Raw genomic sequence first — 24481 nt, forward strand, 5'->3', positions numbered from 1 at the left:
GGAGGGTCTCTCTCATGTCGGCAGACGTCCCGACGGCTCAGGAAGCCGCATATTCGCAGTACGACCGCACCACCTCTCGGTGGGGACGGATCACCATGCTGCTGGTATTGCTCCTGTCGGTGGGTGCGCCGTTGTCGCTCGTCGCCTTCGGTGGCCTGCCGATCACCCAGCCCGAACTGTGGACGGGCTTCCTGGCCGTCGCCGCGGTCTTCGGGGTCATCTGGGTGATCGAGCCCGTCACGTACTACCCGGTACTCGGTCCTGCGGCGATGTACCAGACATTCATGATCGGCAACATTGCCAACAAGCTGCTCCCCGCGGTGATCGTCGCCCAGGACGCCATCGAGGCCAAGCCGGGCACCAGGCGCGCCGAACTCGCCGCGGTGATGGCGATCTGCGGCGCGGCGGTCGTCCATGTCGTCTCGCTGGCGATCCTGGTCGGCGTCCTGGGAACGTGGCTCGTCAGCGTCATGCCCGACTCGGTGATCGCGGTGGCGCGGTTGTACATCTTCCCGGCCATCATCGGCGCCGTCGTCGTGCAGCTCGCGGCTTACGTCAAACAGCCTCGGATCACCGTCATCGCACTGGCCGTGGGAATCGTCGTACAGCTGCTGCTGGTCCCGAACCTGGGTGAGACGTTCGGCTACTTCGCGACCGCCGTCGTGGTGCTGGCTACGGTGATCCTGGCCTGGTTCCTGCGCAGCCGCCGTGCCGAGCAGCCCACCGACCAGACCGCCGACGACACCTGAAGGGACACGGCGTCTCCCATGACCACCGAACCCGCAGCGCTCACCGGAGAGCTCCAGCAGGACCTGCATGCCCTCTACAAGCGTCTGCACCAGGCCCCCGAACTGTCGATGGCCGAGCACGCCACCGCGGCGCTGATCACCGACCGGATGCAGGGCCTGGGGTGGGAGACGTTCGGCTGCGGCGGCACCGGCGTGGTGGCGATCCTGCGCAACGGCGACGGGCCGGTCGTCGGCTTCCGCGCCGACACCGACGCCCTGCCGGTGGCCGAGGACACCGGGCTGGACTACGCCTCCACCGTCCGCGCCACCCTGCCCGACGGTACCGAGGTCCCCGTGATGCACGCCTGCGGACACGACACGCACGTCACGGCTGCGGTAGGGGCGGCGACGCTGCTCACCGAGAACCGCGAGGACTGGTCGGGCACCCTGGTGTTCATCTTTCAGCCCGGCGAGGAGACGAGCGAAGGAGCGGCGGCCATGGTCGCCGACGGGCTGTGGGACAGGGCGCCGAAGCCGGAGGTGGTCTACGGCCAGCACGTGTGGCCCGGACGCGCCGGTCAGGTCGAGATCACCAGCGGCCCCGCGATGGCGATGGCGGACAGCTGGAAGGTCACGGTCGTCGGTCGGGGCGGGCACGGTTCGCGGCCGGAGGACACCGTCGACCCGGTGCTGCTCGCCGCGCACATGGTCGTGCGGATCCAGAGCGTCGTCAGCCGCGAGGTGCCCGCGCAGCAGTCGGCCGTCGTGACCGTTGCCAGCTTCCACGCGGGGCTGAAGGAGAACATCATTCCGGCGACGGCCGAGTTCACCGTGAACGTGCGCAACCTGGATCCCGACGTGCGGGAGACGGTGCTGGCCTCGCTGGCCAGGGTCATCCGCGCCGAGGCCGAGGCCTCCGGGGGGCCGGAACCACGGATCGAGGAGCTCTACACGTTCCCGCTGCTGGTCAACGAGCCGCAGGAGACCGGCGAACTCCAGGCAGCCCTCTCTGCCGTGCTGGGTGCGGACAACGTGCTGGAACGCCCGGCACGCATGGGGAGCGAGGACTTCGGGACACTGCCGGACGCGATCGGCGCGCCCGGGGTCTACTGGTTCTTCGGCGGCATGCCCGACGAGGTCGTCGACGGCGACGCACCGGTGCCGTCGAACCACTCGGCGTTCTTCGCCCCGGTCATCGAGCCCACGCTGACCACGGGTGTACGCGCGGCCTACACGGCGATCCTCTCCAAGGTTGCTGGAGATCGCCGCTGATCTCACGCCCCGACGGCTCGGACCTGGGACTGATCGTGGATGCTCAGCGGACGGTGCCGGTCACCCGGCGGTCACGGGCCCGTTCCGAGGACGCAGTCGACGGCCGTGTAGAGCGTGTCGGTCTCCGACTGCAGGATCGAGTCGTCGGCGGGTAGCGCCCGCTCGAAACCGAGTCCGTTGAGGACGGTGAGCAGGAACTTCGCGCGCCGGGTGTTGTCCCCGTCGGGGAGCGCTCCTTCATCCGCGAGAACCGCCAGCCAGTACTCGGCCCGGCGACGCATCTCCCGTTCGATGGCGAGGTAGGCCGCGCGGAGCTCCTTGGTCGGCTCGGGGACGACGAAGTCCTCGACGACCCTGCGCGTTCCCTGCCGTGCCTGTTCCCCGACTCCGGCACGGGAGAGCACCTGGCGGAGGCAGTCGACCAGCCGGTCCCGTGCCGGCGTCGACGTGTCGTGGATCCGGTCGTCGGGGGCCACGAGGTCGTAGACGCGGGTGAGCACCTCGTCCTGCAGCGCCCGCTGGGTCGGGAAGTGGTAGCGGAGCGAACCCGTGCTCAGTCCGGCACGCGACGCGACCGCCCGCACGCTCAGCCTGGACGCCGGGTCCTCGCCGAACATCTCCATGGCGGCCAGAAGGACCTTGTCCCGGCTGCTGAGCTTCTGCCTCTGCTGCTCCTCCATGCGCACCTCCCCTCCCCTCGCATCGTACTAGTACACCGTGTTAGCGTCGCGCAGGGACTAGCACAGCGTGTTAGTCGGTTGATCGGGAGTGGGGGCGACATGTTGACGGAGTGGAAGCGGCGCCGGGCGTTCCAGCGGGTGAAGCCCGGTGACGGGCGCCCACTGAAGCGTTTCCGCTGGTGGCAGATGTTCCTGGGGCGTGCGTTGCTGCACCTTCAGCTGACCGGGGACGACGGTAGCCAGGCGGTGTACAGCGTCGATGTGCGCCACCAGGGCGACCGGGAGGACGGCGTGGTTCGGGCACAGCTCTACCGCGACGGTCGGCATCACGCCGTGTCCAAGGTTCCCGCCGTCTTCCCGGTCGAGGGTGGTGCGATCGAGGTGGCGACGACCGGCGTCGGTGTCAAGCGCTGTCACTACGCCGCCGCCGACGGGACGGAACGCCAGCTCATCCCGGATCCGAAGTCGGCCGAGGGGCGCCGGGCCCGCCTCGAACGCGAGCACCCGTCGGTGAGCCGGTCGATCGGCGTCGTCTCGATCGTCATGCTGATCGTCGGCGTGAGCCTCAACCTCCTGCAGATCCTCGAACCGGTCTCGCGGATACCTCCCATCGCCGGGAACCTCGGTGTCTTCGTGTCACCGATCCACCTGCCGCTCTGGCTCAACGTCGCGCTCGGTCTCGGAGCCGCACTGGCGAGCACGGAACGTGCACTGCGGCTGCGCTACCACTGGCTGCTCGACGCGGGAGGGAACTGACCGCGCGGAGGGCATCCGATCGGAACCGTGGACGGCGCCCGTGCCGCCGACCGCCGCGCTCCGACCGACCGACCGACGTTCCTCGATCCGGCCCGGGCTACATTCGTGAGCCGCTCGTCGACGGAGGTGACGGTTCTGTGAGCGCACGGTTCGAGGAGCTCGACTGGAGCGAGACCCCGATGGGGGAGATCAGTCTGCGCCGGCGCCGGGAGCCGACGGTCGGGATCGACGTGTTCGAGGTGAAGCTCGGCGACGAGTTCCTGATGTCGAGCCTGTTCACCGTGGCCGAGACCGCGCTGGCGCATCTCGGTCTGGCCGAGCTGTCGGGCGACGAGCTCGATGTCGTCGTCGGGGGCCTGGGTCTGGGCTACACCGCGCAGGCGGTTCTGGAAGATCCGGCTGTCCGCTCGCTGGTGGTGGTCGAGGCGCTGGATGCGGTCATCGAGTGGCATCGGCGCGACCTGATTCCGGACACCGTCGGTCTGGCCTCGGACCCGCGGACGAGCCTGCACTCGGGCGACTTCTTCGCGATGTGCGAGACCGGGGCCGGTTTCGTCCCGACCTCACCCGGACGGCTGTTCGACGCCGTCCTGCTGGATGTCGACCACACGCCGCGGCACGTCCTGCATCCGAGCCACGCGCGGTTCTACACCCCCGACGGTCTGCGTGGCCTCGTCCGTCACCTGCGCCCGGGCGGGGTCTTCGCGATGTGGTCGGACGGTCCGCCCGACGCCGGCTTCAGCGAGGTGTTGGCCCAGGTCTTCGCCCGGTCGACGGCGCACACGGTGTCGTTCGCGAATCCGCTCACCGGAGGTTCCTCGGCCAGCACGGTGTACGTCGCGTCGTGAACGACGGGGCCGGTCGCGAGCGCCCCGGGCCGCCCGTGACCCGGACCCCGGCGCGGCGGAACGCCCACACCACGACCGGCGCGGCCAGGATCGTCAGCGGAACCGCGGATCTCCGGTGGGCATCGAAGGACCCGCGGATGGAGTCCGATCAGACTTCGACGATCTGCCGCCGGACGCGGGCGAGGCCACGCGCCAGGGCCGCGCAGTGCGCGTGGCCGCGCACCTGAACGTGCTGTCCGAGCGTTACCCCGAGATCACGACGCCGGGCGCGTCCGACCCGCAGCGCGCTACCACGGGGGCAACGTCGGCAACGCACCCTCGTACCGCAGACCTTCCTCCACCTGCTCACGCGCCAGGAACGGCAGCAGTGCCTCGTAGAAGCCCTCGATCCGCTGCGAGCCGTCGCCGACGGTCCACTCCTCACCCTCGCGGGCGACGATCCGCAGGCCGGGGCCGTCGGGATGGCTCTGCAGCCGGTGCACGCAGACCCCGATCGCGTTCAGGATCGCGTCCGGGTCTGCCTCGTGCCACTCCCAGGTGGTGTCGAGGTCGTTGTGGTGGACGATCACCTCCGTGGTGCGCAGCGCCGGCAGCGCGAACGCGTTGATGTCGCCGGAGAACAGGGTCGGCAGCGTCTCCACCTGCACGCCGTCCCTGAGCTTCAGGATCGCGTCCAGCAGCCGCGCGTTGGCCTGTTCGAGGCCGGCGACCAGTTCGACGGCGGACAGCGTGGTGGCTGCCTCGATGCCGGCGTCGCGTTGCTCCCGCGACTCGTACGCCGGTGTCTCCTGACCGGTGACGGCCCAGGTGGCCAGGTTCGCCATGGCATCCGCATCCTGGGCGAGGTGGGCGAGCACGTGTGCCCGGGTCCATCCCTCGCACCTGGTCGGCTTGCCGAGCTCGTCGTCGGTGAGGCTGGTGAGGGTGGCCATCGCCATGCCCGACTCGCGCCGCATCAGACCGATGTCACCGGCCAGGCTCTGGGGAGTTTTGGTCGCGGTGTCCATCCCCCCAGCTTGCTCTGCCGGAGCGGGCCGCGCCAGCGACGTTCACCGGACGCAGACCTGCAGAAGCTGGAAAGGCGGCCGCACCACACGCTCACCGGACGCTGTCAGGCGGGCCGCCCCGGGGAGACGTCGCACGCAGCCTCTCGGCGATCCCTCCCCGGTGCGGACGCTCGCGGCACCGACCATCGCCGCGAGCGCGACGGTCCGGTCTTCGCAGCCACCCCCGGGAAGGGCGCCGATCTGTGTCGCCGGGAACTCGCCGGTCGGCAGCGCCGTCGAGCACGGCGTCCAACAGCTCGTCGAAGATCGGGGTGCGACGATCGCCGGGGGGAACGAGATGTGGGCGGCGAGCGTGAACGCAGTACGGACGACCGCGAGGATCGGGGAGTTCTCACCGCTTCCGGATCTCGTCGCCAGGGCGATCGGGCGGCGGTCACTCGCGTACCCCCCGCCGCAGCTCCGGCAGCCGCAGCGCACCGATGAGGGCGTGGCTCCCGGTGAGCCCGCCGAGCGCGAGCACGGCCGTGCGCGGCAGGTCCCGGCGACGCAGGTGCCCCAGCGCGGCGAGGGTGTCGGCCACGTCCACGAACAGCGTGAGCCGCTGCCAGCGACTCCGCTGTGCGGTGGGTTCGGTGAGGTAGCCGGCGCCGAGGGCGATCGCGCGACCGGCGAAGATCCGCGTCAGGTAGGTCAGTTCCGGGCCGGGTTCGACACCGAGCGACCGCGCCAGTGCGGACGGTGCGGCCAGGCTCGCCGCGCCGAGCACGATCCGGCCCATGGCCAGCCCTTCCAGGGCCGGATCGCGCTCCGCTGCGGTCTCGTGGGTTCGCATGCCGCGAGGCTGCAGGCCGCCGGGTGCGGGCTCAACGACCTCGCGGGTAATGGACCGTCCGTACGCGGTGCTCCACCCATCGGACGGTCGAGATGGCGTGGCGAGTGGCCTGGCTCACTCACCAATTGAGTGTGCCGCCACGGCACGGCCTTTCCTGTCCTCCCACCGCACGCCACCTGGGAGGACGAGATGACCACGACCGAGCGCCACGCCGTGCGCCGCAGCCCCGCGGTCTGGTTCGCCTCGTACGGGCTCTCGCTGCTGGGCAAGGGCATCGTGACGGCCGTCCTGCCGCTGCTGGTGCTCGAGCGCACCGGCGACGTCCTGGCCGCCGGGTTGCTGGCGTCGGTGACGACGACGGCGTCGGCCGTGACCGGCCTGGTCTCCGGGCTGCTGGTCGACCGGATCGACCGGCGCACGGTCTCGGCCGTCTCGGACGGCCTCGCGGCGCTGTCGGTCGCCGCCCTACCCGTTGTCGACGCCGTGTGGGCGCTGGACATGGCCTGGTTCCTGATCCTCGGCGTCACCGGGGCGGTGATCCGGGTGCCGGGCATGACGGCCCAGGAGACCCTGCTGCCCACCCTCGCCCGGCTCGGTGGCGCCGCGCCCGGCCGGCTCGACCGCCTGATCGCGGCCCGGGAGAACGTCGGGAACGTGCTGCTGCTGGCCGGGCCCGGGCTGGGCGGGCTGCTCGTCGGGCTGCTCGGTCCGACGCCGGTGGTGCTGCTGGTGACGGCGACGACGAGCCTGCTCGCCGCGCTCACGACGCTCGTGCTCGACCCGCGTGCCGGGGCCGTCGCCCCGCGGGTCCGGCAGGCCGCCGGTGGCGCGGTCCGCCGGGCGGTGACCGACCTGGCGCTGTCCTGGCGGTTCCTCGGCCGCAACCGGCTCGTCCTCGGCGCGACGCTGGTCTCGGCGGTGCTCGTCGCCGTCGTCGCGGCGCTGCAGACGACCCTGATGCCCGCCTACTTCACCGCCGAGCGGCTGCCGGGGCTCACCGGTCTGACGCTGAGCGCGCTGGCCGCCGGCAGCATCGCCGGCTCCGCGCTCTACGCCGCGCTGGTCGGGCGGGTCCGGCGCCGGACCTGGTTCGTGGTCGGGATGAGCGGCTTCGGGATCGGGTTCGCCCTGGTCGGGAGCCTGACCTCGCCGTGGCTGGTGCTCGCCGCGGCGGCGCTGGTGGGGTTCACCAACGCTCCGGTGTCGGCGGTGCTGGGGGTGCTGACGATCGAGGCCACGCCGGACGTGCTGCGGGGGCGGGTGCTCGGCGCGCAGAACACGGTCCTGCTCGCCGCGGCCGCGGTGACCAGCGCGCCGGTCGCGGCGATCGCCGCGGCGGCCGGGTTGCCGGTCGCCGGGGCGATGCTGGCCGCCCTCGCCGGGGTGACCGCGGTCGTCGCACTGCTCACGCCGGCGTTCCGAAACCTCGACGGCGTGACCACGGACGAACCGGTGGCACCAGCGGCCGCCGGAGCGGCCGAGGTCGGGGCGGCACGGGTCATGGCGACGGGTCCGTGAGCGTGCCGCGAGGCGGGCGAGGTCGACGGCCGGGAGGCAGTCCAGGCCGAGCATCGGATGGATGGTCGGCACGACGTGCGACACGTTGCCCATGTCGGTGGCGGCGCCGGCGCGGCTGACCTCGCTGCTCGAGGACTACCGCGCACGCCTCTGACCGTGTTCGGAGGCCAGTGCCGACAGCACCGGCGCCGTCCGCAGCGGCACGACCTCGACCATCGAGATCACCGTGCTGGACCGGAGCACGCCGGTGCAGCCGAGCAGGCGCCCGGTGATCCGGTGCAGGTCGGCGTTGTCGGCGGCGACGACCCGGACGTGCAGGTCCCCGTCGCCGGTGATCGCGTGCATCTCGCAGACCTCGGGCACCGCGCCGATCTCGGCGAACGCCGCCTCGGTTTCGCCCTGGCCGATCGCGAGCGTGACGAACGCCAGCACCGGGAGCCCGGCGTGTGCGGGCCGGGTGCGGACGCTCGGCGGGGCGAGCGCGCCGTCGGCCTCCAGCCGGCGCAGCCGCGCCTGCACCGTGTTGCGGGCCAGCCCCAGCCGCTCGGCCAGGGCGACGACGGTGGCGGCCGGTTCGTCGTCGAGCGCCAGCAGGATGCGCGCGTCGGTGCGGTCGAGGGGACGCACGATGACCACTCCTCGGTCGTCGAATGGGGGCAGGATGACGCAGTCTGCGCAATGTTCGTTCCGAGTATTGCGCAGGAAGTGGTGTCCTCGTGTGCTGGGTGCATGGAGACCGTGACCGTTGCGCAGTACCTCGCCCGGCGACTGGCCGAGCTGGGCGTCGAGCACCTGTTCGGCGTGCCCGGCGATTTCAGCCTGACCCTGCTCGACCACGTGCTCGCCGAGGGGCGGCAGCAGTGGGTCGGGTCGCCGAACGAGCTGAACGCGGGTTACGCGGCCGACGGTTACGCCCGCACCCGCGGCATGGCTGCCGTCGTGACGACGTTCGGGGTCGGCGAGCTCAGCGCGATCGACGCCGTGGCCGGCGCCTATGCCGAGAACGTGCCGCTGGTCCAGATCACCGGCGCCCCGCCCACCGCACTCGCCGAGCAGGGCGCGCTCGTGCACCACACGCTGGGCGACGGCGACTTCGGCCGGTTCGCCCGCGCCTACGCCGAGGTCACCGCGGCCGGTGCCGTGCTCACCCCGGATGACACCGGGAGCCGGATCGACGAGGTGCTGGCCACCGCGCTGCGCGAGCTGCGTCCGGTGTACCTGGCGATCCCGGTCGATGTCGCCACCGCGGCGATCCCCGCGCCGGTGGCGCCGCTGCCGGCGGCCGTGGCCGACCCGGGCGCCGTCGCGGAGTTCCGCCGGTACGCCGCCGACCTGCTCGCCGGTGCGGACAGCGCCGCACTGGTCGCCGGGCACCTCGTCGAGCGTGCCGATGCGGTCGGCGCCCTCGCCCGGCTCGTCGACGCCGCCGCGTCGCCGGTGGTCGCCCTGACCTCGGGCCGGGGCGCGATCGACCCCGCGGACCCGCGCTTCGTCGGTGTCTACTGTGGTGCGATCGGGGCGAAGCCGGCCATCCTCGCCGTCGACACGGCGGACGTGGTGATCGAGGCCGGCACGTTGATGGCCGACGCCGTGACCGGCATGTTCTCGCACCGCGACGACCCTGCACGCACGATCCACCTCGGGGTGCGCACCGCGACCGTGGCCGGGCGGACGATCGAGGGGGTGCCGTTCGCGACCGCCCTGGAGGCGCTGACCGGACTGGTCGACGGCGCCCGGCTGCGCCGCGAGCTGCCCGACGCCGTCGCGGCTGATCCGGAGCCCGGTGACGCGCTCGACCAGGAGACGCTCTGGGCGCACCTGGGGCACTGGTTCCCGCGCGGGCACCGGCTGGTCACCGACATCGGCACGGCGTTCTGGGGAGCCGCCGGGACCATGCTGCCGACCGGCACCGACGTCGTCGCGCAGCCGGTCTGGTCCTCGATCGGCTACGCGCTGCCGGCCAGCCTGGGCTGCGCCGTCGCCGACCCCGGCCGCCGCCCGGTCCTGGTGATCGGCGACGGTGCGGCGCAGATGACGGTGCAGGAGCTGAGCACCCTGGCCCGGCTCCCGCAGCCGCCCGTCGTAGTGGTCGTCGACAACTCCGGCTACACGATCGAGCGCGCCCTGCAGAGCCCCCGGGCCGTGTACAACGACGTCGCCCCGTGGGACTGGTGCGCACTCGTGCGCGCCTTCGCCCCCGGGATCGACCTGATCACCACCGCCCCGGCCACCCCCGCCGAGCTCGACGCCGCCCTCGCCGAGGCCGCCGCGGCGCCGGACCGGCTCGCCCTGCTGCACGTCCGGACCGACCCGCTCGACCTCCCGGCCGGACTGCGCGGCCTGGCCGACAAGCACCGCGGGCGCTGATCACCGTTCGGGGGGCGATAGGTGCCATCCGCGGCACCTATCGCCCCCATCCGACGATCATCAGTGGTGGGGTGGGGGATCGTCGGCCGAGCGCGGCGTCGAGTCGCGCGTGACGCGTAGCGACAGCGGGACCTCGAGCGCGGCCGCGTTCTCGGCCGCCTCCAGCTCCGCGGCTTCGGCCTCCTCGTCCGCGTACTCGGGGCGGACCGCCCGGACCTCGGCAGCGACCTCGTCGTCGCCGCGGGAATCGGAGTAGGTGGCGTTGCTCATTCCCGATCCTGCCTCGCTTCGGTGGCGGATGTGGTGAGCGTCCTCGTCGCGCCACCACAGGTCCTTCACCCTGTGGTGTCCGACAAGCGTAGTGCGGGCAGCGCCTATGAAGCGACGACGCTCGCCGCCCGGAACGTCTCGCCCGGCATCGCCCGGCGCAGCTTCCAGGTGACCGCGATCGGCTTGCTGCCCTGGTGGCTCACGTACTCGCAAGCCCCGAGGCACAGGAACGGCGCGCCGGCCCCGATGTCGTCGCCCGGGGCGTCGCGCACGAACAGCAGCACGTGGGTGCCCTGTTCGCGGTGGTGCAGGTAGCGCCACCCCATCCCGGTCTCCGGTGAGGCCGCGTTCTGCGACTCCCAGTGGAACGTGTCGGGCTGGAGCGCGAAGTCCCGGTACATCGTGGTGGGGGAGAAGTCGCGCTCGGTCTTGTGCAGATTGACGAACAGCGCGTCGACGCCGGCGTCCTCCGCCCAGACGACGCCGGTCGCGTGCCCGCTCGCCTTGCGGGACAGCGACGCCCAGTTCAGTGCGGCCAGCACCTCCTCGCGCCGGTAGCGGGCGTGACTGGACAGCGGGACGTCCTGCAGACCCTCGCCGAGCGAGCGCGGAAGGTGCCGGGCCTGGTCGAGGCCGTAGGCCACGAGCTCGCGGATCTCGGCGCAGACGGCCTCGTGCCGGCGGAGGTGATCGAATCCGGCCTGGTAGTCGGCGAACCCGCCGCGGCCCGGCCAGATCTGGAAGAACAGCATGCGGGCGAGCCGCTGTTCGCGGTCGGTGAGCTCGGCATAGGCGGGGCCGGACCGGTCGGCGAGGCGCGCGTACACCTCGGCCCGTTCCCGGTCGTCGACGTGGGTGAGCGTCGCGAGGCGGCGCAGCAGCGCCGTCTCGTCCGGTCCGGGCGCGGCGACCGGGATTCCGGCCTCGCGGCGCACCGCCGTCCACGACCCCTTGCCGCGGTAGATGTCGGGCAGCTCGCTGCCCGACTCGTGCAGGTAGCGGCCCAGCGCCGACTCGCCGTGGGCGCGGACCTCGGCGACGACCGCCGTGCGGGACAGGTGCACCCGGCGGCGGACGTTGTCGAGCACGATCTGCCGGGCGACCGGGTCGAGCACCATCGCCGAGCCGGAGGGCAGGAACGGGAAGCCGTCCTCGACGTCCCGCTCGACCCGGTTGCGGCTGCTGCCGGTCAGGGCCCGGAAGCGCAGGTCGAACCCGAACTCGCGACGGTGCTGGCCGATGAAGTCGAGCACGGTCAGCACGGCCTTGCCCGGTGCCCGGCGCAGCCCGCGACCGAGCTGCTGCAGGAAGACCGTCGCGCTCTGGGTCGGGCGCAGCAGGAGCACGGTGTCGACTTCCGGCACGTCGAGGCCCTCGTTGAACACGTCGACGGCGAACAGGCAGTTCACCTCGCCGGCGCGCAGCCTGCGGAGCGCACCGTCGCGGTCCTCGCGCGAGGTCTGCCCGGTGACGGTCTCGCTCGGGATGCCGGCGTCGGTGAACACGCGCGCCATGTACTCGGCGTGCGCCACGGACACGCAGAACCCGAGTGCCCGCATGCCGGTGACGTCGGAGACCTTGGCCCGCGTCTCACGGATGATCTTGTGGGCGCGGGCGTCGTTGCCGGTGTAGAGGTTGTCGAGGGTCGTGACGTCGTAGCTGCCACGCTTCCACTCGACACCGGACAGGTCGACGTCGTCGGCGACGCCGAAGTAGTGGAAAGGCACGAGCAGGTCGGCGGACAACGCGTCCCACAGCCGGAGCTCGGCGGCAGCACGGCCGTCGAAGTACCGCTCGCGCACGTCGATGCCGTCGGACCGTTCGGGGGTGGCGGTCAGGCCGAGCAGTTCCGCCGGCCGGAGGTGGTCCAGCAGTCGTCGGTACGTGGCGGCCTCGGCGTGGTGGAACTCGTCGATGACGACGACGTCGAAGTGGTCCGGCGGGATGTTCTCGACGCCGTAGGCGGTCAGCGACTGGACGCTCGCGAAGACGTGGTTCCAGCGTTGCGGCCGGTCCCCGCCGACGTAGGTCTCGCCGAACGCCCCCTCGGCCAGGATGTTGCGGTAGGTGCGGAGGGACTGCTCGAGGATCTCCTTGCGGTGCGCGATGAACAGCAGCCGGGGGTGCTCGGCGCGGAGACGGCGGTAGTCGAACGCGGCGACGACCGTCTTGCCGGTGCCCGTCGCGGCGATGACCAGGTTGCGGTGCCGGTCGTGCAGCGTCCGTTCGGCGGCGAGCGCCTCGAGGATCTGGTCCTGGTGCGGGTAGGGCCGGAACTCCACTCCGGCCATGGGCGCCGGCCCGTCCCGCCGGTGCCGGTGCAGCGCCTCGGCGAGACGGTTCGAGTCGGCAGGGACGGCCGGGTCGTAGGGGACGAAGTCGGGTGCGGCCCAGTAGGTGTCGAACGTGGACGTGAACTTGCGGATCAGCTCCGGGGTGGCGACCGAGGAGAGCCGCACGTTCCACTCCAGACCGTCGACGAGTGCGGAGCGGGACAGGTTCGAGCTCCCGACGAAGGCGGTGTCGAACCCGGTGTCGCGACGGAACAGCCAGGCCTTGGCGTGCAGCCGGGTCGTGGCGCTCGCGTAGCTGACCTTCATCTCGGCGCCGTGCCGGCGCACGAGCTCGTCGACCGCACGTTGCTCGGTCGCTCCCATGTACGTCGTCGTGATCACGCGGAACGGGACGCCGCGTTCGTGCAGCACGTCGAGCTCCTGCTCCAGCAACCGGATGCCGTGCCAGCGGATGAACGCGCAGAGCAGGTCGACACGGTCGGCGCTGGACAGCTCCGACTGCAGCGCCGTGTGCAGCGTCGGTTCGCCGGCGGCGTTGGTGAACAGGGCCGCGTCCGACAGCGGCGTGATCGGCGCATGGACCTCCCACGTGCCGGGCCCGATCTCGCGGGTGAGCGCGATGAGGTGCTCGAGCCGGTCGTGGAGCGTCTCGGCGGGGGCCTGCTCGGCGATCTCGATGAGCTGGTTGACCAGGGTGATGCGTTGCTCCGGCGTGCGGTCGGCGAGCGCCTGCTCGACCGCCGAGGCCACGTGCCGGGCCAGCACCCGCGGCTGTTCGGCGGCCTCGACCGGAGCCCAGCGAGGCTGGAGGTCCGCGCCGGCGTGGCCGAGGGCGGCATCCAACCTCGTGGTGTGCAGGCTCTCGTGCGCACCAGCACGCAGCGGTTCGGACACGTGCCCTCCTGTCGTCGTCGGGAAGGGCCGGGTCAGCATGCCGTGCCACGCCCTGCCGGCGCCGGGCCCACGGAGTCTCCGCCGGCGGGGCCGGCGTGTCGCGTGATCGAAGCCCACGACCGGTGCACCAGTCCGGTGCGCCGTGGCCGAACAGCAGCCCGGTACCCCGCTGGTCGCCGGGGCCGCGACCAGCTCGACGGCTGCGGTCAGCGACCGAACGTGGCGAGGAACCGGTCGCGGAACTCGTCCATGGGCCAGGCCGGCGCCGTGCGGCTCGGCCGCAGGCCGGGGCCCCAGCCCCACCCGGCGACCCGGTCGAGCACGGCCGCGTCGCGGGTGATGACCGAGATCGGCACGTCCCGGCCCGCGTCCGGCCCGGTGATCATGGAGGCGGGCTGGTGGTCACCGAGCAGCACGACGACGAGGCGGTCGTCGCCGAAGCGTTCGACCCAGCCGAGCAGGCTCTGCAGTGCGTACCCGGTCGCGCGCAGGTAGTCCGCGCGGATCGCGGCCGGGTCCCCGGCGAAGATCGACTCGAAGGACCGCTGGTCACCGGCGTGCGCGGCGTAGACCGAGCCGTCCCCGATCTCCTCCCACGGCAGCATCGGCGGCACCGGGGACCACGGGGCGTGGCTGGAGGTCAGCGCGATCTCGGCCATCAGCGGTCCGCGGTCGGTGCGGGCGTGCTCGAGGCGGGAGAACGCCGACAGGACGTACTGGTCGGGCATCGGGGACCAGCTGAACGGCGGGCCGCGGTAGCCGAGCGCGCCGGACCCGTGCACCCGCTGGTGGCCGTAGAACGACGAGCCCTCCGGCCACGGCCGGGTCGTCCCCGGCATCACCGCGGTCGTCTCCCACCCGGCGTCCCGGAACGCCCGGATCAGGGTGCGCCGCTGCGAGGCGAGCAGGTCGTCGTGGCGGCGCTGGTCGTCCACCCACAGCCCGGAGAACAGCGTCGCGTGCGCCAGCCAGCTGCCGCCACCGCTGGTCGGCGAGGTGAGGTACCCGCTGCGGGAGGAGAACCCGGCCGCGCCCAGGCGGCGCTCACCCCCGGCCAGGACTGGGTCGAGGTGCGACGCCATCGCCGGGTCCTCGAGCGCCGAGCGGCCGTAGCTCTCCACGACGGCGAACACGACGTCCTTGCCGCGCAGCGCGGTGAGCAGCCGATCGCCGGGCACCTCGGCGTAGGCGTCGTTCCCGATCTCGGCGGCGAAGGCCCGCCGGTCGGCGATCGAGGCCGGGATCCCGGCGACCCGGTCCCGCAGCTGCGTGACACCGTCGGCCGCCGCGACCGGCACCCCGGGCACGACCTGACCGCCCACGGCGGCCCAGGTCAGCACCCAGGCCGCACCGAGCAGAGCGGCGGCCGGCAGGGTGACCCGGCGGTGCCGGGCGGCCGCCCCGCCGAGCCGGAGCACCGCCCCCGCGCTCGCCACCACCAGCCCGAGGGCCGCGACCCCGGCGAGGACCGCCACGATGACCGCCCCCGGCCCGCCGACGGCACCCTGCAGGAACTCCTGCGCGCTGCCCAGCAGCACCCGGTCCGCCACCGGGTCGAACGGCCGGGCCAGGAACGTCCGGAACCCGAGGTCGAGGACCTTGAACAGCCCGAGCAGGCCGAGCACCAGCCCGGCGACGATCGCGACGACCCGGCGCGGCCCCGCGGGCAGCACCGCGAGCACCGTGGCGCCGACGACGGCCTCGATCGGCAATCGCAGGAACGCCGCCGGCACGAGGTGCACCGGGTCGCCCGGCAGCACGAGGATGCCGACGACCAGGACGGCGCCGGCCGCGGTGAGCAGGCCGGCCCCGGCAGGCCGCCGGCGGACCGGGTGCTCGTCGGCGGCGCGCCACAGCCAGGCGACCGAGACGCCGAACGACCACACCAGCGCCAGCAGGGCGGCCGCGATCATCGCGCGTTGCACGACCGGGGCCAGCAGGCCGGCGGCCGCGACGACCAGGACGATGCCCTGCACCGCCGCGACCACCTTCGCCGAGCGGCGCACCGGCAGCTCCCCGCACAGCCAGGGCAGGACCCGGGCCGCCGCGACGAACGCGTACCGCAGCAGGCCGATGCCGAGCACCCACCACATGCCCGTCGTCACCGCGACGTGCACCGACAGCACCATCAGCAGCGCGGCGTCGGTCTCCATGTCGAAGCGCGCGCCCAGCGGTGTGGCGGTGCCGGTGCGCCGGGCGACCGGCCCGTCCAGCCCGTCGAGGGCGAGCGCGACGGCCGCCAGCACCACCAGCGCGACCTGCCCGGCGCCGTCGCGGCCGACCAGCGTGGCGACCCCGATCCCGAGCACGGCGCGGGTCAGCGTCACCGCCCCGGCGGGACCGAGCGTCGCCGCGTCGGCGCGGCGGGCGGCCCGCAGCAGAAGCGCGGCCGCCGGCACGGCGAGCAGCACGCCGAATGTCACGCGCACGACCCCGATGCCGGTGAGCGCCGCGAGCAGCGCGAGCACGCCGGCGAGCAGCCCGGCGGCGGCCGCGAGCTGCCGGGGGACCGGCGCGGTGCTGCCGGGGAGGGAGGGGGCCACGACGATCACGGACGCCCGGGCACCGGCCGGGCGTAGACGTCGCCGGAACGGCCCTCCGGACGACGCCGGTCGAGCAGCGCGGCGAGCTCGCCGGCGTCCAGCCACCGGTCACCTGCCTCGGGAGCCCAGCGCATCGTCTCGACGGGGGAGTAGCGGTACTCGTGACGGCCGAGCGCCTCCACCCGGGCGAGCGCGGCGCGGGCGGCGTCGTGCGCGGCCGGCAGGTACTCGAACGACAGCGCCGGCAACGGGTGCGACAGGCCCGCGAGGACCTCGGCCTCGAACCCCTCGACGTCGATCTTGCAGAAGGCCGGGACGCCGTGGGTGGAGACGAGCTCGTCGAGGGTGCTGACCCGGACCGGCACCGACCCGGCCCAGCGCACCCGGGCGAAGCCGGTGTCCTCGGCGACGGTGCGCCGCCAGTCCTCGGACATCGACGACACCGTCGGCGTGCCGCGGGAGATCCCGAGGCGGGCGGTACCGGGCCGCGCACCGAGCGCGGCGGGCACGACCGTCACCTGCTCGTCGCGGCCGAAGAACAGGCGCAGCAGCCGGACGAAGTCCGGCTGGGGCTCGACCGCGACGACCCGGGCGCCGAGCCCGCGCCAGGCCCGCACCCGGTTCCCGGCGTGCGCCCCGACGTCGAAGGCCAGGTCGCCGGGGCCCAGGAACGCGGAGTAGAACGCGCGCATCCGGCGCTGCCGCCCGGGGATCGCATGGTAGATCGCGAGCGAGCGGGCGATACCGAGGGCGCGGGTCAGCACCGCACCACGGTAGTGGCCGGTGCCAGGCACTAGGACGGCTCGCGGGCGACCAGTGTCCGGAGCCGCGCCAGGACGTCGAGCTGGGCCGGGTTGTAGAGCTCCCGCATGGCGGTCGCGGTGGTCCGGGCGACGAACCGGCTGCCGCGCGCGGAGTCGGTGTTCGGGGCGCCCAGGCCCGGGTGCCGGGCCTGGAGGGCACGAATGTGTGGCGTCATGCGTTCGGCGAGGTCGTGGCGGGCGGACTCGCCGGCGTCGGCGGGCAGGGCGTCGAACTCGTGGTCGGTCGGGTCGGAGGGCATGTCCCGCAAGAGATCCGCGTAGGCCTGCAGGCTCTGCGGGCCCAGCACCCTGGTCATGACGACGACCAGCGAGCGGTCGGCATCGGACAGTTCCGAGCCGGCGGCGGGGGTGAACTCCGGGGGCAGGTCGGTCGGCGTGCGGTGCCGCAGGAGGAGGCCGAGGTCGACGCGGACCTGCCGGAGCCGTTCGATCTTGGCGGCGAGCTCGGCGTCGAGGGTGCGCAGGGCCTCCTCCGGGTGATCGTCGTCGTCGCCCATGGCGGCGATCTGGGACAGCGAGAAGCCGAGGTCGGTCAGCCGGGTGATCCGCAGCAGCCGGATGAGGTGGCTGACGCCGTACTGCTTGTAGCCGTTGGCGCGCCGCTCGGGCTCGGGGAGCAGGCCGACCTCGTGGTAGTGCCGCACCGCCCGCAGGCTGGTGCCGGCCAGTTCGGCGATCTCGCGGGTACTCCAGGCCACGACGGTCCCCCTCCTCGACTGCGTGACCACCCCACACCGTGCCGCAACGGCATGGTCAAGCGCCGCGTCGGCAGGTGACCCGGACCACGTCTCGTCGGTGTTGAGTGTGCCGCCGCGGCACGGCCCTTCCTCTACTTGTGCTGAGTGACGCGGAGGACGCTCACCCACCGTCGCGGGGACGTCCGTGACCGGCGGCGTCGTTCCGAGGACCGTGCAGGTGGGTCCGCAGCGGAGCGGCCAGCATGGCGACGAACGTGACCGTCCACGCGGCGAGTGCCACCCAGCCCCCGGCGGCGCCGATCACCGTCACGATCGGCAGGTGGGCCGCCTCGCCCAGGGCGTGGCCGGCCACGCCGTACATGCCGAGCGGGAAGGCCACCGTCCACAGTGTGGTGTCGTAACGCAGCGGCACCCGGTGCACCCGGTGCCGCCACCAGCCGGCGGCGACGAGCACCGGGATCAGCCAGCTGCCGAACGCCCAGAACGCCAGGGCGGCACCGGCGACGAGCCCGCCGGCCGCGGTCGCGCTCGGTGCCTCCGCCATGGTCATGATCGACGCGGCCGCCATCGTGCTGATCGCGGTCGCCCCCATCGCGATCCAGTAGGGCGGCGTCAGCTCCTCCGGTGCCGGCCGGTGGAGCAGGAACCGGGCCGCCACCAGGGCCACGGCCGCCGCGTAGAGCAGCGAGCCGATCGTCCAGGAGAACAGCGCGAGCAGCGCGAACGCGTCCCGCCAGAAGGGGGTCGTCGCCTCCAACGTCGCGGCGAGCACGGCGACCGACTGGGTCGCGACCACCCAGATGAAGCAGGTCCCGTCCACCTGACGCAGCACCGGCGATGCGGTGCGCCGACCCACCGTGGTGGCCGGTACCAGGTAGCCCAGGACCAGCCAGCCGAACCACCCGACGACCAGCAGGCCGAGGGCCATCCGGTACCGGCCGTCGAGCGCGAGCCGGGTGCCGAGCACGTTCGTGGCGGCCACGAACGTGAAGAACCCGAACGCCCGGCCCGGGTGTACCAGGTCGGCCCGCAGTGCCTGCGGGAAGGCAAGCACCCGGTAGCAGGTGGCGACGACGAGCACGGCGTACCCGGCGAGCGCGAGAGCCAGCAGCACCGCGGAGAGCAGGTCGAGGTGCTTGTGCGCCATGGCCACCGAGACGATGCCGGTCGCCATCACGAAGGCGAACGATCCCGGGCTGAGGGTGGCCACCGCGTCGCGGACCGGTATCCGCCGCGCCCGAGCCGGTTCCCGTTCCACCCGCCGTAGGGTACGAGCCCGCCGCGGCACACGGTGTCCGTGTGCCGCGGAGGGACGCCCGCGGGCGTCGTCAGGAGGTCGCGGCCTCCCGCGCCTGCACGTCCGACGACGTCTCGTAGAGGTCGCGGCGGAACCGCTCGCGGATCGTCACGACGGAGACGAACGTGACGACCGCGCAGGCGACGATATAGGTCGCGACCGACCACGAGCCGCCGGTCGCGGCCAGCAGCGCGGTCATGATGAACGGCGCGAGGCCGCCGGCGAAGACCGACGCGAACTGGTACCCGAGCGAGGCGCCGGAGAAGCGGACGTCCGCCGGGAACATCTCCGCGTAGAGCGCGGCCTGCGGGCCGTACATCGTGGCGTGGATGGTGAACGCGATCAGCAGGCCGATGAACACCAGCGGGACCGACCCGGTGTCGATCAGCCAGAACAGCGGGAAGGCGAACAGTCCCATCAGGACGGTGCCGGTCAGGTAGAGCTTCTTGCGGGTGCCCATCCGGTCGGTGAGCGCGCCGAAGAACGGCATGCTGACGACCTGGGTGAGCCCGGCGACCATGACGCACCAGAGGATCGACGTGCGGGACATGCCGACGGTGTCCGTCGCGTAGTTCAGGACGCCGCTGATCAGGATGTAAAACGTGGCGTTGACGACGAAGAACGCCCCCGCGGCCTGAATGATCTCCCGGCCGTTCCGGCGGACCGCCTCGACCAGCGGGGCCTTGCGGAGACCGGCCTCCCGCTTCGAGTCGGCCGACTCCTGCTGCATCTGCTTGAAGACCGGGGTGTCCTCGATCTTCATCTGCACGTACGCGCCGATCAGGACGAGGAAGAGGCCGGACAGGAACGGGATGCGCCAGCCCCACGAGCCGAACTGCGCATCGGTGAGCGTGGCGGACAGGACGAGGAAGAACAGGTTGCCGGCCACCGCGCCGACGATCGCCCCGGTCTGGACCAGGCTGCCGTAGAAGCCGCGACGCTCGATCGGTGCGTGCTCGGTGAGCAGCAGCGCCGCCCCGCCCCACTGGGCCCCGACGCCGAGGCCCTGCACGAGCCGGGCGAGGACCAGCAGGATCGGCGCCCACACGCCGATCGAGTCGTATCCGGGAAGGATGCCGATCGCGAACGTCGACACGCCCATGAGCAGCATCGACGCGACCAGCGGGGGCTTGCGTCCGAACCGGTCGCCCACGTGCCCCGCGATCACGCCACCGAGCGGGCGGGCCACGAACCCGACGGCGAGCGTCGCGAACGAGGCCAGGGTCCCGGCGACCGGGCTGACCGACGGGAAGAACAGCTCGTTGAACACCAGCGCGGCCGCGGTGGCGTAGACGAGGAAGTCGAACCACTCGAGCGCGGTGGCGAACACCGCCGCCGTGGCGAGCCTGCCCATCTTCGCGGACGGGGCGTGTCGGGTCATGCGGGTCCACCTCCGGGCCGCTGCAGTGCGGCCGTGCCGTGCCGGGCGGGGGTCGCGCGGCAGCAGGGACGAACGATCGTTCTCAAACGTACCCAGGCGGCCTGGTCGAGGCAAGGGCCGAGCGGCGTCAGCGGGGGAGGGGGCCTTCCACCAGGGCCAGCGCGAACCGTGCGTACTGCTCGGCCAGCTGCCCGCGGCTGAGCGGCCCGTTCGGGCGGTACCAGCCCGCGATCGCGCCCGCGGCACCGAGGACGGCGCGGGCCGCGTCGTCGGGGTACGGGGTGTGGAAGCTCCCCTCGGCCGCGCCCTGGGCGATGATCCGCTCGAAGGTCGCCTCGGTCGCGTCCCGGTCGACCACCAGTGCGGCCCGGTCCTCGGCGTCGAGGAAGCGCACGTCGTTGGTGGAGACGAGCATCGCGACCTGGTGGTCCACGACGAATCCCACGTGGGCCCGGACGGCCTCGCGCAGCCGGGAGGGGGCGTCGTCACCGGCCTGCTCGACCCCGGCGCGGACCCGTCGCTGCAGCTCGTCGTTGGCGTGGCGCATCGCCGCGGCCAGCAGCTTCGACTTGGACGGGAAGTAGTTGTACAGGTTCGACAGGCTGGTCCCGGCGCCCTTCGCGACGTCGCGCATGGACGCGCCGTTGAAGCTCTTGGTGCCGAACGCGTGGATGGCGGCATTGAGGATCGCCGCTTCGTTCCGGCGACCGGTCTCGGCGACGAGGGTCGCAGAACGGGTGTTCATGACGACGAGCGTAGCGCACCGTTCGGGCACCCCGGGACCGCTTGACTGCCGATAAGGACAGTGTCTAGCGTGCCTCAGTAAGAACGTTCGTTCGTGACGTATCCGGTCGCGGCGACGACGGTGGGTCCACCCGGCTGCGCGCCCACCACGGAGAGGACGATCCATGACGGACAGCACCATCGCCGACGCGCCCGCGGTGGCGGCGTCGCCGCCCGGGCCCGCGCCCTTCTTCGAGGACTTCGAGGTGGGCCAGGTCGTGACCGGGCCCCCGCGCAGCTTCTCCGCCGAGGTCGTGGCGGCCTTCGCCGAGCTCAGCGGCGACCGGGCCGCGTTGCACACCGAGCACGGCCACACCGCCGACGGGCGCCCGCTCGTGCACGGCCCGCTCGGCATGGCCGGCTTCTTCGGATGGCACCACGAGCTCGGGCTCTCCGAGCACGTCGAGGCGGCCCTGGACACCCACTGGGACTACCTCGCCCCGATCCACGTCGGCGACACGGTCACCTACGAGATGACCGTCGTGGCGGCCCGGCGCGCCTCGGCGCTGCGCAACGGCGTGGTCGGCCGGCACGTGATCGTGCGCAACCAGGACGGCGTGGTCGTCCAGGAGGGGCGCACGTCCGCGCTGGTCACCGCGCGGGCGGGGATCGACGACACGGACCGCCGGGTCGGCCGGGCACTCGGCACGCCGGCCTGGACCGCGGCGCTCGCGGCCCGGCTGGAGAGCTCGGCGGCGTTCGCGCGCGCCACCGGCACCTGGGACGGTGCGATCGGCCTGCGGATCGGCGACGACGTCGTGCAGTTCCGGGTGTACCGCGGGCGGGTGCTGGAGAGCGGGCGGCGCACGCCGCACGGGCCGACCTTCGTGCTCGGCGCGTCCACGCTGACCTGGGTCCGGCTGCTCACCGGCCCGGTCAACGACCTCACCGTCCGGACCATGCGCGACGAGTTCCAGACGGACGGCAACGCCTACGAGTACCTCCGGCTGACCGCCGCCCTCGTCGCCCTGGTCGACGAGGCGCGCACGCTCGCCGGTGCCGAGCGGAAGGACGACGACCGATGAGGGCCGACTACGTCGAGGTGGGGGGCACGCGCTCGTTCGTCCTGGAGGACGGCGACGGGCCGCCGGTGCTGTGCCTGCACACCGCCGGCCAGAACGGCGTCCAGTGGCGGGACGTGCAGTCCGAACTCGCCGGGCAGGGCTACCGGGTCGTAGTGCCCGACCTGCCCGGGCACGGCCGCTCCGAACCGGCCGCCGATGGCCCGGTCCGGGACCTCGGCGTCTACGCGGCCTGGTGCGAGGAGCTGATCGACCGGCTCGGGATGGAACGCCCCTACGTCGTCGGCTGCTCGATCGGCGGCGCGATCACCCTGCAGCTCGCGGTCCGCTGCGGCGACCGGCTGGCCGGGGCGGTCGCGATGGCCGCGCACGGCGGGACCGACTCGCCGGGCCTGTCGGTGCGCGGGCTGGAGCGCGAGCTGGTCGACGCCGCCGCGCCCAGCCGGACCGACCGGACCTACTTCGGCACGCTGGCCGTGGTGGGGCGCCGGGTGCCGGCGGCGCGGGCCGAGCTCATCGCCCGGATGCATCGGCGGGAGGACCCCGAGATCTCCACCAGCGACCTGATCGGCTGGACCACCCACGACGTCCGGGACCGGCTCGACGGGGTCGCCTGCCCCACCCACCTGATCGTCGGCGCCGACGACCTCTGGTTGGACCCGGCCGAGGTGCGGCGCACCGCCGACCGGATCCCGGGCTCCCGCTACACCCTGCTCGAGGGCATCGGGCACTACCCGATGGAAGAGCTCGAGGACTTCGCCGGGACCCTCGACACCTGGCTGCGGGAGCTGGCCGGAGACCGGGCCGCGGTGACGTCGTGACGGCCGACCCGACGCTGACGGATCTCCTGGTCGACACGGTGGCCGCCGCGCCGGACTCGGTGGCCTGCATCGACGGGGGCGCGGTGCCCCGCCGGGTCACCCGTGCCGAGCTGTGGCGGCGCACCGTCGCCCTGCGCGACGACCTGCGCGAGCACGGGGTGGGCGAGGGCGACTGCGTCGGGGTGTGGCTGCCGAACTGGTCGGACGCGGTCGTCGCCCAGTTCGCGGTCGCCGCGCTCGGCGCGCACGTCATCGGCATCAACACCCGCTACGGCGTCGCCGAGGTGGCCCACGTCCTGGGCCGCGCGCGGCCGGTCGTCGTGCTGATCGCGCACGAGTTCGTGCGGCTCGACCTGCGCACGACCCTGCACGCCGCGGTGGCCGAGGCCGGCGTGCCCGCGCCGTCGATCGGGGTGCTCACCGGACCGGACCGCGACCCCGCCGGCCCGGACGCGGTCGCCGCGTACGACGCCGGCGCGGGCGCCTGGGGCCCCACCCCGGCCGTGGAGCCCGGCGGGGCCGCGGACCCCGACCTCGCCGCGCTGCGCGGCGCACCCGACGGGCCGGCCGTGGCGTTCACGACGTCCGGGTCGACCGGCATGCCGAAGCTCGCCGCCCACCACGGCTCCGCCGTCGCCGAGCACGCCCGCAACGTCGCCGTCGCAGGGGGCTGGGACGCCTCGTCGGTGAGCCTCGTGGTGCTGCCGCTGTCCGGGGTGTTCGGCTTCGTGCCCGCCTTCGCCGCCCTCGCCGCGGGAGGTGCGGCGCTGCTGGAGCCGACCTTCGACACCGACGTCGTCCTGGCGCACATGGCCGAGTTCGGGGTCACCCACCTCGCCGGCGCCGACGACATCGCCGGACGGCTGATGGCGCAGTGGCGCGAGCACCCGGCCGACCTCGGCGCGTGGCGCCGGATGCTCCTCGGCGACTTCTACGGCACATCGCTGCAGGTGGCGGCCTGGACCGAGGACGAGCTGGGCGTCCCCACGCTGGGGATCTACGGCTCCAGCGAGACGTTCGCCCTCGCCGCGTTCTGGCGCAAGGACGACCCGGCCCCGGAGCGCAGGCGGGGCGGCGGACGACCGGTCTCCGACCGCATCGAGGTCCGCGCGGTCGACCCGGTCACCGGCGCGCCGCCGGCCGGCGACGAGCCCGGCGAGCTGCAGTTCCGCGGCTACAACGTGGTCGACGCCTATCTCGGCGACGACGACGGGGCGATCCGGGAGCGCTCGTTCACCGCGGACGGCTGGTTCCGCTCCGGCGACCTCGGCACCGTCCGCGCGGACGGCAGCTTCGACTACCGGGGCCGGATGGGCGAGTCGCTGCGCCTGCGCGGGTTCCTCGTCGAACCCGCGGAGATCGAGGTGCGGCTGGCCGAGCACCCCGCGGTGGCGCGCTGCAAGGTCGTCGGGGTGACGGTGGACGGCGACACCCGGGCGTTCGGGTTCGTCGAACCCGTCCCCGGGGCCGAGCCCGACCCGGCCGAGCTGCGCGCGTGGTGCGCGGCGACCCTGGCCCGGTTCAAGGTGCCCGAGTCCGTGCACGTGATCGACGATATGCCGACCACCGTCGGCACGAACGGGTCGAAGATCCGCGCGGGGGCGCTGCGCGAGCTGGCCGAACAGATGATCGGGACCGGGTCGTGA

Annotated in this window: 21 protein-coding genes; 9 read left to right on the forward strand and 12 right to left on the reverse strand. The window is 73.2% G+C overall.

All coding sequences use genetic code 11. The features are described from left to right. The first annotated feature begins 14 nt into the window (after positions 1-14). Both ACLFMI_RS15730 and ACLFMI_RS15735 read left to right on the forward strand, forming a co-directional pair. Positions 15-749 (forward strand): hypothetical protein, encoded by a 735-nt coding sequence (locus tag ACLFMI_RS15730; RefSeq protein ID WP_410948601.1) that lies wholly within the window; start codon positions 15-17, stop codon positions 747-749. Between the two features lie 18 nt (positions 750-767). Further along, positions 768-2000: an amidohydrolase gene (locus tag ACLFMI_RS15735; RefSeq protein ID WP_410948602.1), complete on the forward strand. Its 1233-nt coding sequence runs from the start codon at positions 768-770 to the stop codon at positions 1998-2000. Positions 2001-2071: 71 nt separating this feature from the next. Here the strand turns inward: ACLFMI_RS15735 and ACLFMI_RS15740 are convergent, their stop codons facing one another. Beyond that, complete coding sequence (locus tag ACLFMI_RS15740) at positions 2072-2680, reverse strand: TetR/AcrR family transcriptional regulator (protein ID WP_410948603.1); 609 nt, start codon at positions 2678-2680, stop codon at positions 2072-2074. A gap of 99 nt (positions 2681-2779) precedes the next feature. Here ACLFMI_RS15740 and ACLFMI_RS15745 point away from each other — a divergent pair, with 99 nt between their 5' ends. Both ACLFMI_RS15745 and ACLFMI_RS15750 read left to right on the forward strand, forming a co-directional pair. Next, the gene (locus ACLFMI_RS15745; RefSeq protein WP_410948604.1) at positions 2780-3436 is read left to right on the forward strand and encodes a hypothetical protein; all 657 of its coding nucleotides are present in this window, start codon (positions 2780-2782) and stop codon (positions 3434-3436) included. 137 nt (positions 3437-3573) lie between these two features. After that, a complete protein-coding gene (locus tag ACLFMI_RS15750) occupies positions 3574-4284 on the forward strand; it encodes a polyamine aminopropyltransferase (RefSeq protein ID WP_410948605.1) in 711 nt (236 codons plus the stop codon). A gap of 287 nt (positions 4285-4571) precedes the next feature. On the opposite strand, the gene ACLFMI_RS15755 is transcribed toward ACLFMI_RS15750, so the two are convergent. Together ACLFMI_RS15755 and ACLFMI_RS15760 are read right to left on the reverse strand one after the other, a co-directional pair. Further along, positions 4572-5291 carry a maleylpyruvate isomerase family mycothiol-dependent enzyme gene (locus ACLFMI_RS15755; RefSeq protein WP_410948606.1) on the reverse strand — a complete coding sequence of 240 codons (720 nt, stop codon included), beginning with the start codon at positions 5289-5291 and terminating at the stop codon, positions 4572-4574. A 433-nt stretch (positions 5292-5724) separates the two neighbouring features. Then, the gene (locus tag ACLFMI_RS15760) at positions 5725-6123 is read right to left on the reverse strand and encodes a hypothetical protein (RefSeq protein ID WP_410948607.1); all 399 of its coding nucleotides are present in this window, start codon (positions 6121-6123) and stop codon (positions 5725-5727) included. A 189-nt stretch (positions 6124-6312) separates the two neighbouring features. Here ACLFMI_RS15760 and ACLFMI_RS15765 point away from each other — a divergent pair, with 189 nt between their 5' ends. Further along, complete coding sequence (locus ACLFMI_RS15765; RefSeq protein ID WP_410948608.1) at positions 6313-7641, forward strand: MFS transporter; 1329 nt, start codon at positions 6313-6315, stop codon at positions 7639-7641. A gap of 135 nt (positions 7642-7776) precedes the next feature. Here the strand turns inward: ACLFMI_RS15765 and ACLFMI_RS15770 are convergent, their stop codons facing one another. Further along, positions 7777-8268: an Lrp/AsnC family transcriptional regulator gene (locus tag ACLFMI_RS15770; RefSeq protein ID WP_410948609.1), complete on the reverse strand. Its 492-nt coding sequence runs from the start codon at positions 8266-8268 to the stop codon at positions 7777-7779. A 111-nt stretch (positions 8269-8379) separates the two neighbouring features. Here ACLFMI_RS15770 and ACLFMI_RS15775 point away from each other — a divergent pair, with 111 nt between their 5' ends. Further along, positions 8380-10008 carry an alpha-keto acid decarboxylase family protein gene (locus ACLFMI_RS15775; protein WP_410948610.1) on the forward strand — a complete coding sequence of 543 codons (1629 nt, stop codon included), beginning with the start codon at positions 8380-8382 and terminating at the stop codon, positions 10006-10008. A gap of 60 nt (positions 10009-10068) precedes the next feature. Here ACLFMI_RS15775 and ACLFMI_RS15780 read toward each other — a convergent pair whose 3' ends face one another. The 8 genes from ACLFMI_RS15780 to ACLFMI_RS15815 all read right to left on the reverse strand — a co-directional run bounded on the left by ACLFMI_RS15780 (position 10069) and on the right by ACLFMI_RS15815 (position 20954). Then, a complete protein-coding gene (locus ACLFMI_RS15780) occupies positions 10069-10278 on the reverse strand; it encodes a hypothetical protein (RefSeq protein ID WP_410948611.1) in 210 nt (69 codons plus the stop codon). A gap of 104 nt (positions 10279-10382) precedes the next feature. Beyond that, on the reverse strand, positions 10383-13466 hold the full coding sequence (locus ACLFMI_RS15785) for a DUF3427 domain-containing protein (RefSeq protein ID WP_410948612.1): 3084 nt from the start codon (positions 13464-13466) through the stop codon (positions 10383-10385). Positions 13467-13672: 206 nt separating this feature from the next. Further along, complete coding sequence (locus tag ACLFMI_RS15790) at positions 13673-16009, reverse strand: CDP-alcohol phosphatidyltransferase family protein (protein WP_410948613.1); 2337 nt, start codon at positions 16007-16009, stop codon at positions 13673-13675. A gap of 5 nt (positions 16010-16014) precedes the next feature. Further along, on the reverse strand, positions 16015-16773 hold the full coding sequence (locus ACLFMI_RS15795; RefSeq protein ID WP_410948614.1) for an FkbM family methyltransferase: 759 nt from the start codon (positions 16771-16773) through the stop codon (positions 16015-16017). 29 nt (positions 16774-16802) lie between these two features. After that, entirely contained in the window at positions 16803-17531 is a 729-nt protein-coding gene (locus ACLFMI_RS15800; protein ID WP_410948615.1) for a MerR family transcriptional regulator, read from the reverse strand. Positions 17532-17691: 160 nt separating this feature from the next. Beyond that, complete coding sequence (locus ACLFMI_RS15805; protein WP_410948616.1) at positions 17692-18789, reverse strand: tellurite resistance/C4-dicarboxylate transporter family protein; 1098 nt, start codon at positions 18787-18789, stop codon at positions 17692-17694. Positions 18790-18859: 70 nt separating this feature from the next. Next, on the reverse strand, positions 18860-20209 hold the full coding sequence (locus ACLFMI_RS15810; RefSeq protein WP_410948617.1) for an MFS transporter: 1350 nt from the start codon (positions 20207-20209) through the stop codon (positions 18860-18862). Positions 20210-20336: 127 nt separating this feature from the next. Beyond that, positions 20337-20954, reverse strand: coding sequence for a TetR family transcriptional regulator (locus ACLFMI_RS15815; RefSeq protein WP_410948618.1), 618 nt, complete (start codon positions 20952-20954; stop codon positions 20337-20339). 163 nt (positions 20955-21117) lie between these two features. Between ACLFMI_RS15815 and ACLFMI_RS15820 the strand changes: the two genes are divergently transcribed. Genes ACLFMI_RS15820 through ACLFMI_RS15830 form a run of 3 tightly spaced genes read left to right on the forward strand, consistent with a single transcriptional unit; the run spans position 21118 to position 24481 of the window. Next, a complete protein-coding gene (locus ACLFMI_RS15820; protein ID WP_410948619.1) occupies positions 21118-22017 on the forward strand; it encodes a hotdog family protein in 900 nt (299 codons plus the stop codon). Then, positions 22014-22835, forward strand: coding sequence for an alpha/beta fold hydrolase (locus ACLFMI_RS15825; protein WP_410948620.1), 822 nt, complete (start codon positions 22014-22016; stop codon positions 22833-22835). The genes ACLFMI_RS15820 and ACLFMI_RS15825 overlap by 4 nt, the downstream gene beginning before the upstream one ends. Further along, entirely contained in the window at positions 22832-24481 is a 1650-nt protein-coding gene (locus ACLFMI_RS15830; RefSeq protein ID WP_410948621.1) for an AMP-binding protein, read from the forward strand. Before ACLFMI_RS15825 ends, ACLFMI_RS15830 begins: the two co-directional genes overlap by 4 nt.

Source organism: Pseudonocardia nantongensis, from assembly GCF_046546495.1.
Lineage (GTDB): Bacteria > Actinomycetota > Actinomycetes > Mycobacteriales > Pseudonocardiaceae > Pseudonocardia > Pseudonocardia nantongensis.

Coding starts and splice junctions, on each gene's coding strand:
- ACLFMI_RS15730 (WP_410948601.1), top strand. CDS start 15: ATGTCGGCAGACGTCCCGACGGCTCAGGAAGCCGCATATTCGCAGTAC.
- ACLFMI_RS15735 (WP_410948602.1), top strand. CDS start 768: ATGACCACCGAACCCGCAGCGCTCACCGGAGAGCTCCAGCAGGACCTG.
- ACLFMI_RS15740 (WP_410948603.1), bottom strand. CDS start 2,680: ATGGAGGAGCAGCAGAGGCAGAAGCTCAGCAGCCGGGACAAGGTCCTT.
- ACLFMI_RS15745 (WP_410948604.1), top strand. CDS start 2,780: ATGTTGACGGAGTGGAAGCGGCGCCGGGCGTTCCAGCGGGTGAAGCCC.
- ACLFMI_RS15755 (WP_410948606.1), bottom strand. CDS start 5,291: ATGGACACCGCGACCAAAACTCCCCAGAGCCTGGCCGGTGACATCGGT.
- ACLFMI_RS15760 (WP_410948607.1), bottom strand. CDS start 6,123: ATGCGAACCCACGAGACCGCAGCGGAGCGCGATCCGGCCCTGGAAGGG.
- ACLFMI_RS15765 (WP_410948608.1), top strand. CDS start 6,313: ATGACCACGACCGAGCGCCACGCCGTGCGCCGCAGCCCCGCGGTCTGG.
- ACLFMI_RS15780 (WP_410948611.1), bottom strand. CDS start 10,278: ATGAGCAACGCCACCTACTCCGATTCCCGCGGCGACGACGAGGTCGCT.
- ACLFMI_RS15810 (WP_410948617.1), bottom strand. CDS start 20,209: ATGACCCGACACGCCCCGTCCGCGAAGATGGGCAGGCTCGCCACGGCG.
- ACLFMI_RS15815 (WP_410948618.1), bottom strand. CDS start 20,954: ATGAACACCCGTTCTGCGACCCTCGTCGCCGAGACCGGTCGCCGGAAC.
- ACLFMI_RS15820 (WP_410948619.1), top strand. CDS start 21,118: ATGACGGACAGCACCATCGCCGACGCGCCCGCGGTGGCGGCGTCGCCG.
- ACLFMI_RS15825 (WP_410948620.1), top strand. CDS start 22,014: ATGAGGGCCGACTACGTCGAGGTGGGGGGCACGCGCTCGTTCGTCCTG.